At 67.1% G+C, this 12,894-nt stretch carries 17 protein-coding genes and 1 pseudogene; 5 read left to right on the top strand and 13 right to left on the bottom strand.

Annotated elements, in window-relative coordinates; all coding sequences use genetic code 11:
• Positions 1 to 35: 35 nt before the first annotated feature.
• Positions 36 to 668, top strand: a complete 633-nt coding sequence (locus tag OG405_RS12660) for a hypothetical protein (protein ID WP_327151827.1) — start codon at positions 36 to 38, stop codon at positions 666 to 668.
• Between the two features lie 37 nt (positions 669 to 705).
• Here OG405_RS12660 and OG405_RS12665 read toward each other — a convergent pair.
• A pseudogene (locus OG405_RS12665) lies at positions 706 to 852 on the bottom strand (MmyB family transcriptional regulator); the annotation flags it as partial.
• Between the two features lie 1,043 nt (positions 853 to 1,895).
• Between OG405_RS12665 and OG405_RS12670 the strand changes: the two are divergent.
• Complete coding sequence (locus OG405_RS12670) at positions 1,896 to 2,261, top strand: DUF2255 family protein (RefSeq protein ID WP_327151828.1); 366 nt, start codon at positions 1,896 to 1,898, stop codon at positions 2,259 to 2,261.
• 322 nt (positions 2,262 to 2,583) lie between these two features.
• Complete coding sequence (locus OG405_RS12675; RefSeq protein WP_327152319.1) at positions 2,584 to 3,429, top strand: aldo/keto reductase; 846 nt, start codon at positions 2,584 to 2,586, stop codon at positions 3,427 to 3,429.
• 41 nt (positions 3,430 to 3,470) lie between these two features.
• Here OG405_RS12675 and OG405_RS12680 read toward each other — a convergent pair whose 3' ends face one another.
• From OG405_RS12680 to OG405_RS12730, 11 genes are all read right to left on the bottom strand, one after another.
• Entirely contained in the window at positions 3,471 to 3,773 is a 303-nt protein-coding gene (locus tag OG405_RS12680; RefSeq protein ID WP_327151829.1) for a gas vesicle protein K, read from the bottom strand.
• Complete coding sequence (locus OG405_RS12685; RefSeq protein WP_327151830.1) at positions 3,770 to 3,961, bottom strand: gas vesicle protein; 192 nt, start codon at positions 3,959 to 3,961, stop codon at positions 3,770 to 3,772. The genes OG405_RS12680 and OG405_RS12685 overlap by 4 nt, the downstream gene beginning before the upstream one ends.
• Positions 3,958 to 4,746, bottom strand: a complete 789-nt coding sequence (locus OG405_RS12690; RefSeq protein WP_327151831.1) for a GvpL/GvpF family gas vesicle protein — start codon at positions 4,744 to 4,746, stop codon at positions 3,958 to 3,960. The genes OG405_RS12685 and OG405_RS12690 overlap by 4 nt, the downstream gene beginning before the upstream one ends.
• The gene (locus OG405_RS12695; RefSeq protein WP_327151832.1) at positions 4,743 to 5,177 is read right to left on the bottom strand and encodes a gas vesicle protein; all 435 of its coding nucleotides are present in this window, start codon (positions 5,175 to 5,177) and stop codon (positions 4,743 to 4,745) included. Before OG405_RS12695 ends, OG405_RS12690 begins: the two co-directional genes overlap by 4 nt.
• Complete coding sequence (gene gvpO / locus OG405_RS12700; RefSeq protein WP_327151833.1) at positions 5,174 to 5,509, bottom strand: gas vesicle protein GvpO; 336 nt, start codon at positions 5,507 to 5,509, stop codon at positions 5,174 to 5,176. The genes OG405_RS12695 and gvpO overlap by 4 nt, the downstream gene beginning before the upstream one ends.
• A gap of 6 nt (positions 5,510 to 5,515) precedes the next feature.
• The gene (locus OG405_RS12705) at positions 5,516 to 5,773 is read right to left on the bottom strand and encodes a gas vesicle protein GvpG (RefSeq protein ID WP_327151834.1); all 258 of its coding nucleotides are present in this window, start codon (positions 5,771 to 5,773) and stop codon (positions 5,516 to 5,518) included.
• Between the two features lie 4 nt (positions 5,774 to 5,777).
• Complete coding sequence (locus tag OG405_RS12710) at positions 5,778 to 6,569, bottom strand: GvpL/GvpF family gas vesicle protein (RefSeq protein ID WP_327151835.1); 792 nt, start codon at positions 6,567 to 6,569, stop codon at positions 5,778 to 5,780.
• Entirely contained in the window at positions 6,569 to 6,970 is a 402-nt protein-coding gene (gene gvpJ, locus OG405_RS12715; protein ID WP_327151836.1) for a gas vesicle protein GvpJ, read from the bottom strand. Before gvpJ ends, OG405_RS12710 begins: the two co-directional genes overlap by 1 nt.
• The gene (locus OG405_RS12720; RefSeq protein ID WP_327151837.1) at positions 6,967 to 8,169 is read right to left on the bottom strand and encodes an SRPBCC family protein; all 1,203 of its coding nucleotides are present in this window, start codon (positions 8,167 to 8,169) and stop codon (positions 6,967 to 6,969) included. The genes gvpJ and OG405_RS12720 overlap by 4 nt, the downstream gene beginning before the upstream one ends.
• 5 nt (positions 8,170 to 8,174) lie before the next feature.
• A complete protein-coding gene (locus OG405_RS12725; RefSeq protein ID WP_327151838.1) occupies positions 8,175 to 8,660 on the bottom strand; it encodes a hypothetical protein in 486 nt (161 codons plus the stop codon).
• A 326-nt stretch (positions 8,661 to 8,986) separates the two neighbouring features.
• A complete protein-coding gene (locus OG405_RS12730) occupies positions 8,987 to 10,366 on the bottom strand; it encodes a cytochrome P450 (protein WP_327151839.1) in 1,380 nt (459 codons plus the stop codon).
• Positions 10,367 to 10,466: 100 nt separating this feature from the next.
• On the opposite strand from OG405_RS12730, the gene OG405_RS12735 reads away from it, so the two are divergent.
• Positions 10,467 to 11,078 (top strand): TetR/AcrR family transcriptional regulator, encoded by a 612-nt coding sequence (locus tag OG405_RS12735; protein WP_327151840.1) that lies wholly within the window; start codon positions 10,467 to 10,469, stop codon positions 11,076 to 11,078.
• A gap of 111 nt (positions 11,079 to 11,189) precedes the next feature.
• On the opposite strand, the gene OG405_RS12740 is transcribed toward OG405_RS12735, so the two are convergent.
• The gene (locus OG405_RS12740) at positions 11,190 to 12,191 is read right to left on the bottom strand and encodes an SDR family NAD(P)-dependent oxidoreductase (RefSeq protein WP_327151841.1); all 1,002 of its coding nucleotides are present in this window, start codon (positions 12,189 to 12,191) and stop codon (positions 11,190 to 11,192) included.
• Between the two features lie 97 nt (positions 12,192 to 12,288).
• On the opposite strand from OG405_RS12740, the gene OG405_RS12745 reads away from it, so the two are divergent.
• Positions 12,289 to 12,882, top strand: coding sequence for a TetR family transcriptional regulator (locus OG405_RS12745; protein ID WP_327151842.1), 594 nt, complete (start codon positions 12,289 to 12,291; stop codon positions 12,880 to 12,882).
• Positions 12,883 to 12,894: the final 12 nt, after the last annotated feature.

A 12,894-nucleotide genomic window follows, 5' to 3' on the forward strand; every position in this document is an offset into this window, starting at 1 on the left:
GATCTTGTCTCCGAGCGTTACGAGTGGTCACCATCATGCCAGGTCAACACCGCAAACCGGCTCGCGCCAAGAAGATCGCTCCGCTGGCCGGAAGCGCGATCGCGGCGACGGCGGTGATCGCACTGTCGGTGACGGCCCGGCCGGGCCCGGCCGCTCAACCCGCCGCCGCGGCGGTCGACGTGACTGCTGTACCGGCCGCCGGTATCGGCAAGGCCCCCGGTCCGGAATCCGGAGCTCCCGTACCGGTAGCCGCGGTCGATCGACCGCAGGAGCCCGCCAGGTACGCGAAACGGCACGCACCACCGGCGATACCGTGCTCGACGGAACTCTCCGGGGCGCAACCGCAGGTGGCACAGGTGGGCAACTTGATCGCCGAGACGTTCCAGGTCGGCGATATCGGTGGCGCCGACGGCCGGTACGACGGTGATCACGGCGCCGGGCTGGCACTCGACTTCATGATGTCGGATCCCGCACGGGGCGACGCGATCGCCGACTTCGTACTGGCCAACAAAGAACGGTTCGGTGTGTCCTATGTGATCTGGCAGCAGCGGTACAACGACGGCAGCGGCTGGACGTATATGGAAGATCGCGGAAGCCCCACCGAGAACCATTACGACCATGTACACGTGTCGTTCGACTCGGCCGCCGATGTGCACGTGACCTGCTGACCACAGAGCAGACATGTTCGGCGATCAAGGTTCCCGGCTCCAGTCTCCCGACCGCCGGATGGTGGAACACCTTGGTGCCCGTCCGATGCAGCCGGACATCGTGCGAAGCCCACATCCGGCGGAAATCCTCGCTGCGCGTGGACAACTCGCCGACCAAGGCGGTGAGCCCGCTGTCGTAGGGATTAGCCCGCCTCACCGCGCAGGATGGTGTCTTGGACGGAGTGAATGACTGCTCGAAGGCTGAAGTCGGATTCATGAAAGACCGACCCGTCCTCGTCGTGGCCTTGATCGGGGGCTTCATCGGCGCAATACTGTCGAGTCCATTCGCCGTGTACTTCGGCTTCGGCACTCCTGCGCTCGCTACCGCCATTGTCGGGGTGGGAATCTTGCTGGCTGGAGGCAGCATGTTCGGCGGCCTCTGCGCTGCACTGACATGGGCCGTCAGGTCTGATCGGCGTAACGGTGGTTACCGCTGTCACGGCGAGCGCCGGGCATAACTTTTCGAAGCTACGGTGCGGCCAGCAGCCGTAGAGGACGCGGTAATCGGCATTTCAGGATGCCGATACCGACTTAATGGCAGCAATGTGTTCGAAGACCGATCTGGAGACTTCCGTCCGCGCCGGACCCGGTGTCCCCGGGGGCCGCGGGGGCCGCGGGGGCCGCGGACCGGGGGTAGCGGTTCCCCGACTGCCTGACCGATCAATCGCGATCCGCGCTCTCGCCGCGCCGAATCATGGGGCCGCCGGTAAAGAGAGAGGTGACATCGTCGTCTCCTTCCTGTGTTCGGGTATTCGAGGAATGTGTAACCGACATCTCACCCCCGCGAGCATCGCCACCTCGTCGCGGCGCGACGGTACGACGGGCCCACCCTGTCCGGGAGGTGCTGGCGTTACCCGGAACGACCGGCACTGGGTGCGGTCCTGCTGCTGGAAGCCCTCGTGGCCGCCCGTGGCGCTCGTCCGGCCGGCATCCCGTCCGAAAACCGAGCGGGCGGCCCGCGCCGGGACTCGCGGGAAGAACGGGAGGTGCTTGTGCGTCCGCCGACCTGCCGGGAGGCTGAGAAACCGAACCGTGCCACCTCTCCGTTCCTGGGCGACGCGCGACGATCGAAGCGAAGATCCCGGACCGCCCGGCACTTCGAACACTCGATGCGGCGCCTCGCCGCATCGACCGGTTTTCCACCCGGTGAGCGATCCGACCTACACCTACGAAGACCGAGGAGCGGATATGTCCGAATGGAACGCAGACGACCTCGCCACAATCGACCGCGAGGGCGAACTCCGAGTGGCAGCGCAACGGTCCGACGGGAGGTTGAGCACTCCGCGCGTCGTCTGGCACGTGGTCGTGAACGGCAGCCTGTATATGCGCTCGGTCCGCGGCGACGCGGGCGGCTGGTACCGCGGGGTGCGGCGAACCGGGTTCGGCGTCATCGATACCGGCGCGGTCCGCGCCGAGGCGATATTCATTCCCGACGATACGCACGATGATGCGATAGACCGCGGTTACCACGACAAATACGGCACAGGTTCAGCTGTCGACTCCATCACGAGCCCCGCGGCACGGGCGACCACCCTCCGAGTCGAACCACGCTGACCGATCGCCGTGACAGGGCGGCGCGTGCCTCGGCGCCGGGCCGCAACACCCGATGATGTGGGAGGTTCTGTCATTACCCGGTTCAGCAGACACTCCCGTTCGTCCGCGGAAGCGGGTCGGCTGGGTGTCGGCCGTGTCTTCGACCGCACCACCGATCTCGCCGGCGTCCCGGACGGCTACCGGGCGAGGAACGAACGCAAAGCCCTCGAAGTTCTCGTCACTCCGTGAGCACGATCGATACCCGAGGAGCTACGACCGGCGACTCCTCCGATCCGAAAGGAGCACAACCGTGCAGACCTTCACTCTGAACAACGGTGTCGAGATGCCCGTCCTGGGGTTCGGCGTCTACCAGACCCCGCCCGACGAAACGATCTCCGCAGTGGAATCGGCCTTGGCGACCGGCTACCGCCATATCGACACCGCGGCGGTGTACGGCAACGAACGGGAGGTCGGTACCGCTGTCCACCGCTCCGGACTCGCCCGCGACGATATCTTCCTCGAAACCAAGATCTGGATCACCGATTTCGGCTACGACCGCACCATGCACGGTTTCGACAAGAGTGCCGGAAAACTCGGTGTCGAGCAGATCGACCTACTGATCCTGCACCAGGCGCTGCCCACCGACTTCCCGAAGACCGTCCAGGCGTACAAAGCGCTGGAGAAACTCCATGCCGACGGCCGGGTCCGCGCGATCGGTGTCTCCAACTTCATGCCCGATCACTTGACCCGCCTGCTCGCCGAGACGGAGGTCGTCCCGGCGGTGAACCAGATCGAGGTACACCCGTACTTCCGGCAGTCCGAACTGCTCGCCGTCGACTCCGCACACGGCATCCTCAACCAGGCGTGGTCACCGATCGGCGGCATCACCTTCTATCGCGACGGGTCACACGGCTCCACTTTGGAAGACCCGGTGATCGGTGAGATCGCGGCCGGACACAGCAAATCACCCGCCCAGGTGATGCTGCGCTGGCATCTGCAACAGGGTCGCCAGGCGATCCCGAAATCGGTGCGGCCGGCCCGGATCGCCGAGAACTTCGACATATTCGACTTCGACCTCACCACCGCGCAACTCGACGCCATCGATGCCCTCGATACCGGCGTCCGTGGCGGCCCGGAACCCGCCGACATCACCCTCGAGAACTTCGGGGTCGAAATCCCCGAGCCCTGAACAATCGATTACGCGCTGGGAGGTGGATCGGGTTTCGATCATCACCTCGGTGGGTTCTCGGGGAGCAGCGGTCCGAGAGGTCCGAGGTCGATATTGAGGTCTTCGGGGGTGAGGCCGAAATGCTCGCGGAGTTCGTCCATCCGCTGTTCCAGCAGCATCAGCGTGGTGCCGATACGTTCGACCTGGTCATCGCTGAGGTCGCCGGCGTCGACCCGGCGCAGTGCCTGGCGTTCCATCAGTTGGCGCAGTAGTTCCACCAGGGTGAGGACGAGCGTGACCAGTCCGCGTTCGACCGATTCCGGGTCGGTGTCGATACGCGGTGACAGCCCGTCGAATTCGGTCATCGGGGTGACTCCGGTGCGGGTCCGTACAGCGTGCTGACCGAAGAGATCAGGGCGCGCAGCGAGATCTGGACGAGGTCGACGTCGGCGATGGCGAGCTTGATATCCCCGGAGACGACGACCCCGCCTGCCAGTACTCGATCCAAGAGGTCGACGAGGGCGATCCGGCGCTCGCTGTCGACGCTGTTCACGGCGGCTCACGTTCCACGCCCGCGAACGAATACGGCGGCCACGGCCCGGTGAGTTCGAGGCGGATACCGGGGTATTCGGCACCGAGAGCGTCCACGGCGGCGGCGAAATCGTCGGCGCGGTCGTCGTCCACCAGATAGGTTCCGTTGAGCACCATCCAATCGGTGCGCCCGCTCAGCGCGGGATCGGTCGTCGGCTGCCGTCGACCGGCCGCGGCGCGGCGACTCAACCGCGTGTGGATGATCTCCGCGCGCTGGGCCGCGTCGTGTTCGACGGTCTCCTGGGCGGACAGCTGCGCGCGGCGGCGAGCCAGATATGCCGCGCCCGTACCCTTCCCGGCGGGTTCGGCCCTGGCCTCGGCGATTGCTCCGCTCAGCGCGGCGCGGTCGCCGTAGACCTTCACGCCCCACTCGGTGCGGCCGCTGACCAGGACCAGCGCCGCCGCCAGGTCCTCCTGCCGATCACGCAGCAGTTCGCGTACCCGCTCGTCGTCGAGGAACACGGTCGCCAGCCGCAGCGGCGCCGAGGGGGCGCGGCGCACCGCGGCGGATACCACCGCGTCGTGTGCCCGGGCCGTAGCGGCCAGCCAGTCCAGATCTTCCAGATTCCGGCTCATCGGCTGCGCCCCGAACACGTCGAGCGGTACCGATCCGACGAGCGCGGCGAGCGGCTCCACGGTGACGATCCGGACCGGTTCACCGGCCACCCCGGCTAGCCCGTCGAACCCGGGCGCGGCATCCGCGGCCGCCGTCACCGCGTACAACCAGACTCCGGTTTCGCCGGTCACGGTGGCGCACTCTCGTCGGGTTCGCCGCGGCTCTCGACGGTTTCGCGACGACCGTCGACGATTTCGCGACGGCCCCCGGCCACTTCGCGACGGCCCCGCCCGGCCTCCAGTTCTGCTATCCGATCCCGTAGTTCGCGGTTCTCGAGTTCGAGATCATGGTCCTGACGTTCGAGGGTCCGGGCCTTGCTGTTGAGCCAGGGATCGGTCTCCCACCAATCGATGCCCACCGCCTTGGCGGTCTCCAGGGAGGCGACGACCAGGCGAAGTTTGATCGTGAGCAGTTCGATATCGAGAAGATTCACCTGGATATCGCCCGCGATCACCAGACCCTTGTCGAGGACCCGCTCGAGAATATCGGCGAGGTTCGTGGACTGGTGCCCGCCACCGTAGGGTTGCGGCTCGTAGGATCCGCCGCCGCCGACGACGGTCATCGCCTACCCCGTCCGCCGATCTCGGTGCTACCACGGGCGTAGCGGGCAATTCTGCGGTAGGCCAGCAGATTTCCGTCGACATCGATCTCCACCTCGTAGAGCGCCAGCATATCGGTGGACGAGGGGATGCGGCGGTCCTCGAGTACCTCGATCTCCACCAGCCGCCCGTCCTCCAGCGGCTCCATCGACGTGACGCCCTCCACCGATTTCGAGGTCAGTTCCATCAGGTGTTCGATCGCCGCTGTCGCGGACTCCATGACGGTGAGCGGTGGTTGCCGACCCGGATCGGGATCGACATCCGCACCGTCCTCCGTGGTCGACCTGCGGGCCATGGTGACTCACTCCTCCTCGTCGGCCGGTGGGATACCACCGGGCGGACGGCTGAGCCGGGAGAGGGCCTCCCGCAGCGCCCGGTCACGCTCCGCGTCGGAGAGCCGACCGGCCGCGGCCTCCGCCTCGATCTCCTCGATCTCGCGGCGGACGGCGGCCGGACTGTGCAGTTGCTGCTCGACCTGGTCCTGGATCACTTCACCCAGCCAGACCACGCCGCGGACCGGGGCCAGCGGCAATGTGACGATCGACGACAACAGGCCCATATCCTCACCCCGAGGGTTGGTGTGCGGTGACGAAGTCGTAGGACGCCATGGGGCCCAGCAGATCCAGCCGGACCCGGCCCTCCCATTCCTCGCCGAGTTCGGTCAGCACTCCCATCAGCGCCTCCTGCCGGGACAGGTCGAGCAGCACAGCGAGGTGGAAGGCATCGTCTTCATGGGCGGGATCCCGCTCCCGCACGGTGGGATCGAGTTCGCGGAGCGCGCTGACAACCCGGCGGGTGTCCTCGGCGCGCTTGGCTTCGATCGCCCGGTTCACGGTCTCGCCGAGCGCGATACGTGCGTCCCGGGTGGCATCCTCCGGTTTGTCGTGGATCTCCGCTCGCAACCGGGCCGCGTCGGCGTTCTCGTCCAGGATCTCCCGCAGAATCGTGGCCTCGACGTAACGCCCTCGGATGACGAACTGGGCGTGCCCTTCGAGTTCGGCCAGCGCGCTGCGGAATTCGTCGTGGTTGGGGGCGAGCAGCTCGTTCTCCACTGCCTCGGTATCGGTCACCACTCCACCGAAGCGCAACGGCAGGACCGGGGCGACGGCGGCCGTCCCGTCCAGCAACTGTGCGTGGGCGGTGAGATCGTCGGGGGTGCCCAGCGGGCGATCGAGCGGAATTTCGCTGATCAGTGCCGCGATCTCGCCGTGCCGCACGACCGAGATCGCGGTCGGTGGATCGCCGATTCCGCGGGCGTGCGGTGCGGGCTCGATATCGTCGGTCACGATGCCGTAGACGTACACTGCGGTGCGCTGTTCGCGTTCGCTCGCCTGTGCTGTCGAAGCGTCGGACATCAGTCCTCCCCTCGCCGGGTGGACCGCCCGGAGGTCCGCCGTGTGTCGTCCACGTCACCGAGGAAGTCCTGAACCTTCTTACCCGCCGCTTCGATGGCGCCTTTCGTCTTGTGTTCGGCGGCGCTCTCGGTGACATCGCCGACCAGATCGGTGAGGCCCTTGGGTTCGCTATTGGAGATCTCGACCCGGTCGGTGGCCTCGGCGAAACGCAGATATGTGTCGACGCTGGCCACCACGACCCGGGCGTCGATGGTCAGCAATTCGATTCCGACGAGCGACACCCGGACGAACGCGTCGACCACCAGTCCTTTGTCCAGGATGGTGTCGACGACCTCGGCCAGGCCGGAGGAATCCGGGCGGGACACAGTTCCGGTTCCGCCACCGGCGGGTTCGATGGTCATGCTCGCGCTCCTCGCCTTTCCCGGGTCCGGCGCGATGCCGCGGCGCGACGCCCGGCGACCGAACGACGTGAGGATGCGGATTCGCGGCGTTCGTCCTCCTCGTCCTCTTCGCCCGCGTCCTCTTCGCCCGCCTCGGACTCGGCCGCGCCGTCGGACTCGGCCTCCTCGTCTTCGTCCGCGTCTTCGTCTTCTTCGTCTTCGACTGGCTCTTCGCCCTCCGCCCCGTCGTCCTCGGCGTCGTCCTCGGCACTCTCCTGCTCCGCGCGTCGCGCGGATTCGTCGTCCTCGACGACCTCGCCGTCGCGGATCTCCCCGTGCCAGCCGACGATATCGTCCGGATTCAGCAGAGCTTCGGTCATGACATGGCGTTCGAAGGCCTTGAGTTCCAGACGACATCGACGACCGGCCGCCCGCCAGAGATTGGCGGTCTTCTCGAAGAAACCGTTGGGGTGATATTCGAGCACCACGAGGATCCGGGTGAAATTCGGGCCGATCTCATGAAATGTGACCGCCCCGTCGATATAACCTTTGGCGCCTTTCGAGCGCCAGATGATCCGCTCGAACGGCACCTGTTCGAGGATCGTGGATTCCCAGGTCCGCCGCGACCAGAACACGTGGCCGGTAAAGGAGACCTTCTCATCGGAGACCTGCTCGACCTGTTCGACCTTCTTCATGAACTTCGGGAAATCCGCGAACTGGGTCCACTGGTCGTAGACGAGGTCGACGGGAGCGCCCACGTCGAGATGTTCGACGATATTGGTCAGTTTGGGTTTCTTCGCCTTGGAACCCTTGCCGCCACCGCCGGTGAGCGAATCCTTGGCCGATGTCACCGTGTCCTTCACCGACTTCCCCAGTTTGCTCATACCCGCGCTCATCACCGCCCGCATCGGCGAGGCGCCTTCGGAGAGCTTTTCGGCACCCGTCACGGCCGCGAGCAAATTCCCCCCGTCGCCGCCGGCATACTCGTTCAACCGACCGGCCGCCCCGGTCACCCGGCCCGAAAGCCCGGATACCGCGCGTTCGGCCAGGGTTCCGGCGAGGTTCTGCACCGATTGCCGGAGCAGGTCGCCGGGGGTCGCCTCCGTTGCGGTCCCTCGGGCAGCCGCACCGGCCGACGACGCCGCGCGGGTAGCCCCTCTCGCGGTGCCGGTGGCCGTCTTTCCGACTCCCGAGGCGGTATCGCGCAGCGTCTTCGCCATCGCTGTCATCTCCTCGTGCGCCGTACGGGCGCCTCGTCGGTCTCCGCGCGGGTACGACGCCGGCGCGTGGCGGTCGACGATTTCTCCGCCGTACCCGACGACCGGGCCGACGTCCGGGAACCGGCCCGGCTCGTTTTCGCCGGACCGGTCCGGCGGGCACGCGGCCGCGGCGCCGGCTCGGCATCGCGCTCGTCCGGGGGTTCGTCGAGGTCTTCGTCGGCTGCCTCGGGTTCCGCACTCGACCGGGCTTCGTCCTCGTCCTCGACGTCGGCCTTCCGACCGCGACCCACTTCCTCGGAGACCGCGGGCAGCTGCAATCGCTCGTTCAGCGCATCGACGCGGTTACTGGCCGCGGTTACGGCCGCCGACCGCACCGCACCCAACAACTCGCCCCGGACCGTTTCGGTGATCTTGGTCAGCTCCGTGCCTCCGAGCGCCGAAGTCCCGCGATCGAGCAGTTCCCCGGCGACCCCGGTGGATCGCTTCGACATCGCCGCCCCCGCCAGTCCCAATGCCCAGCGCATTTTGCGGGTACGACCAGCAGATATCCGACTCCCACCCCTATCGCAATTCTTGCTCCGCCTTGCATGCTCACTCCTGACTCGCCTCGAACACCGCTGCGCATCGAGACGGGAGCGGTGGAGACCAGAGACCCCGAGAAATGGGATAGATCACATTATGGTGGACGAACTCCAGCGTATTCCTGGCTACCCCATGGGGTCGATAGGTGTGGCGTGTGAATATTCGGCGCTTCTCGATATCGGTGAAATTCCGTGGCGGTTCCGGGCCGAGGCCGCCGCCGGAGAAGCCTCGCCGCTCAGTTCCTGATCAAGGTGATGGGCAGTCCGTCTTTGGGAAACGGAAGCGAGTGATAGTCCATCGGCGGCACGTAACCGGGGTCCACGGTCCAGTGGTATTCGCGCAACAGCCGATGCATGATCGACTTGACCTCCAGACCCCCGAAATACATGCCGATGCATTTGTGCACGCCGCCCCCGAACGGCTCCCAGGCGAAGCGATGCGATTTGTCCTCACGGCGGTCGGCGCCGAACCGCGCGGGGTCGAAGCACATCGGATCGGTCCAGTAGTCCTCCATCAGATGGGTGAACTGGATACCCACGATCACATCGGTCCCGGCGGGGATCCGAACGCCCTCCACGACTGTGTCTTTCACCGCGTACCGGACGAGCACGGGAACGGGGGCGCGCAGACGCAGCGCCTCGCGCATCACCAGATCGATCGACTCCAGTCCCTCCACCTCGGCCATCGACGGCGCCGGCCCGAGGGCGAGCGCCTCGGCGCGGCAGCGTTGCTGCCAGTCCGGATGCTGGCCGAGGTACTGCAGGATCGTGGAGGTGGTGATGGTCGAGGTGTCGTGGGCCGCCATCATCAGGAAGATCATGTGGTCGACCACGTCGTCGTCGCTGAACCGTTCGCCGTTCTCGTTCTCGACGTGGCAGAGCACCGAGAAGATATCGTCGGTCTGCTCGGCACGTTTGGCAGGCAGATAATGGCGGAGGAATTCCTCCAGCACCTTGCGGCCGCGATAGGCCCGGCCCCACCGGGTGAACGGCGCGTTGATCCGGACGATACCGGCGGCGGCCTGGACACAGGCGATGAACGCCTTGTTGATCCGGTCCATCTCGGCTTGCCCGGTGTCCTGTACGCCGCCCATGAACAGATCGGCGGCGATATCGAGCGTGAGCTGCTTGAGCTTCCAGTACGACGGGAATTCGGTACCCGCTTCCCAGCTCGCGACACCCTGTTCGACGGCCGGGTGCAATCGCTGAGTGTAGGCCTCGAGCCGGGTTCGGGTGAATGCCTCCTGCATGATCCGCCGGTGCGTCAGATGCTCCTCGAAGTCGATGAGCATGAGGCCGCGCCGGAAGAACGGGCCGACGAGCTCGGACCACGCAGGTTCGTTGGCGAATGCTTTGTCCCTGTTCTGCAGTGCCGCGCCACAGGCGTCGGGACCGAGCAGCATCACCGCGTTCTTGCCGAGCGCGCGGAACGGCGCGACCGGGCCGTAGCGCTCCCAGCGGCCGCGGGAGAGCGCGACGGGATCTCGGGCGTATTCCAGGACCTGCCCGAGCAGGGGCAGTCCCCGGTCGTCGCGGTGCTGGACCGGGATGGGCCGCGGTGTCGCCGACCCGGTCGCAGCGGCTTCTCGGCGTGGTTCCAAGGCCTCGGCCTTCATGGCTCACCTCGTGCTCATGTGGCAGTGATCACGTCAAGACTGATTCAGGAAGTACATCCTGTCAACCTTGACTCGCGGATCCCTGTGGCATGCTGAGAACGTGGCCGTGCAATCAGGGGTCTACCGGGGCGTGAGCGCGGCCGAACGCGCTGCCGAACGCCGCGCGCGACTCCTCGAGGCGGGGCTCACGGTCTGGGCGAATCCGGAATCGCGGACCACGATGACCGCCGTCTGCGCCGCGGCGGGGCTGAGCGAACGCTATTTCTACGAGAGCTTCTCCGGACTGGACGCACTGCTCGAGGCCGTCATGAGCGGAATCGCGGTAGAGATCGAGGAGACCAGCCGGCGGGCCGCCGAGGACGCCGGTCAGGACCCGGCCGCGCGGGCCCGGGCGTCGATCCATGCATTCGTCCGACTGCTCGTAGACGACCCGCGCAAGGGGCGGGTCGCCATCGTGGAGTCGGTCGCGGTACCGAAACTGCGGCAACGACGGACCGAACTGCTCCGCCACCTGGCCCATCGGTCCGCGCTGGAGGCCCGCGAATTCTTCGGCCCCCGGGACCGCAGCGAGAACGCCGACGAGACCGCGGGCCTGCTGTTCGTGGGCGGTATGGCCGAACTCGTCACCGCCTGGCTGGACGGCACCCTGCGCGCCTCCGCGGACGAGATCGTCGATGCGGCGTCGCGCGCCCTGGTCGGCCTCTACCGCTGACAGCCCGCGACACCGGGGTCGGCCCGCGACACCGGGGTCGGGCAGCGGCGGGCCGCTGATCGATCGCACCGGAGCCCCGGCGCGCGGTGCGTTACGGCAGCTCGGCCGGAATTATCCGGCCGGGACCGCGCCGTCGAGTTGCGCGCCGTCGAGTTGCGCGGCGACGAGTGCCTCGAGCTGAGCACGGCCCGTGGTGCCGAGGGCACCACCCAGCGCCGCCGACAAGCGTTCGAACGGATCCTCCAGTGGTAGCGCCGCCAGCGCCGACGCCAGTTCCGGGATCGTCCACAGCGCGTCCTTTTCGATCTGCTCGCCGCGATGCCATCCGTGGTTCACCGCGACCGAACCACCCCGCACCGAGAGCACTTGGCCGGTCAGCGGGCAGTCGGCCGCGACGAGGTAGGCCACCACCGGTGCCAGGGTCACCGGGCCCTTCGGATCGAACGCATCCCCCTGCGGCACCTCGTCCATTGTCGGCACCGATTCGGTGAGCCGGGTGCGCACCATGGACGGACTGACACAGTTGACCCGGACGCCGAGCCGCCGCAACTCCAGAGCATGCACCGTGGTCATCGCCGCGACCCCGGCATTGGCGGCGGCGTAGTTCGTCTGGGTGGGCAGCGGATTGAGCAGGCCGGAACCCGATGACGTGTTGACCAGCGACCGGTCGATGCGGTCACCGGCGGCGAACCGATCGCGCCAGTAGGCCGCCGCGTGCCGGCTGACGGCGAAGGTTCCCTTCAGCTTCACTCCGACCACCTCGTCGAATTCTTGCTCGGTGAGCCGATCCAGCGGCCGGTTGGCTTCGATCGCCGCATTGTTCACCACAGCGTGCAGATCACCGAATTCGTTCACGGCGCGGGCGATCATGGCTTCGGCGGCGGCCCAGTCGGACACACTTCCGGTATCGGCCACCGCGTTGCCGCCGCGCACACGGATCTCCGCTACGACAGCGGCCGCCACCGACTCGTCGCCGCCCGATCCGTCGATACCCACCCCGGGGTCGTTGACCACGACATTGGCGCCCGCTTCGGCCAGGTACAGCGCCTCGGCTCGTCCGATCCCGCGTCCCGCGCCGGTTACCAGTACGGTCCGGCCAGTCAGCTCGCTCATCGCTTCTCCTTCATCGGTGCCGGCCCTGACCGGCAATGTGCACTGGTGCAATTATGCACTAGTGCACATTTCTCGGACAAGGGGTTAGTCTGCTCGGATGGGCGAGACGACAGGGCTGCGGGACCGGAAGCGCGCGGAGACCCGCGCGGCCATCATTCGCGCCGCCACGGATCTGTTCCTCGACCGCGGTTTCACGGCGACCTCGGCGACCGATATCGCGACCGCGGCCGGTGTCTCGAGACGGACCTTCTTCCTCTACTTCCCGGCCAAGGAGGATGTCCTCTTCCACCACTTGGAAGCACATATCCGATCCGCGGTCGACACCCTCGACGGGCTGGACCCCGGGGCCACTCCGTGGGATTCGGTCCAGGCCGCGGCACTCGCGCTGGTCGATGCCTTCGATACAGCGACCGACCGCTCCGACGAACTCGCCGACGTCCGCGCCGATGTCGTGCGCGGTGCGCGCGGCATCCCCGGATCCCTCATGCTGCGACTGCAATCCGCGCACACCGAACTGCTCGGATCCCTCCGGGAACGGTTCCCCGGCCCGGAGCTGCGGCCGGTGCTGGCCACCCATCTCGGCGCGTGCCTGGGGGCAGCGGTCGCCGCCGCCGTCTCCACCACACCCGCCGAGCGCGCGACCGCGATGCGCGCCGCGATCCGCCGCGCCGGAGCCGGTTTCGGCGAGTGACGCCGCCGGGCC

Origin of the sequence: Nocardia sp. NBC_01329, assembly GCF_035956715.1 — a bacterium.
In the GTDB taxonomy this organism is placed as follows: Bacteria; Actinomycetota; Actinomycetes; order Mycobacteriales; family Mycobacteriaceae; genus Nocardia.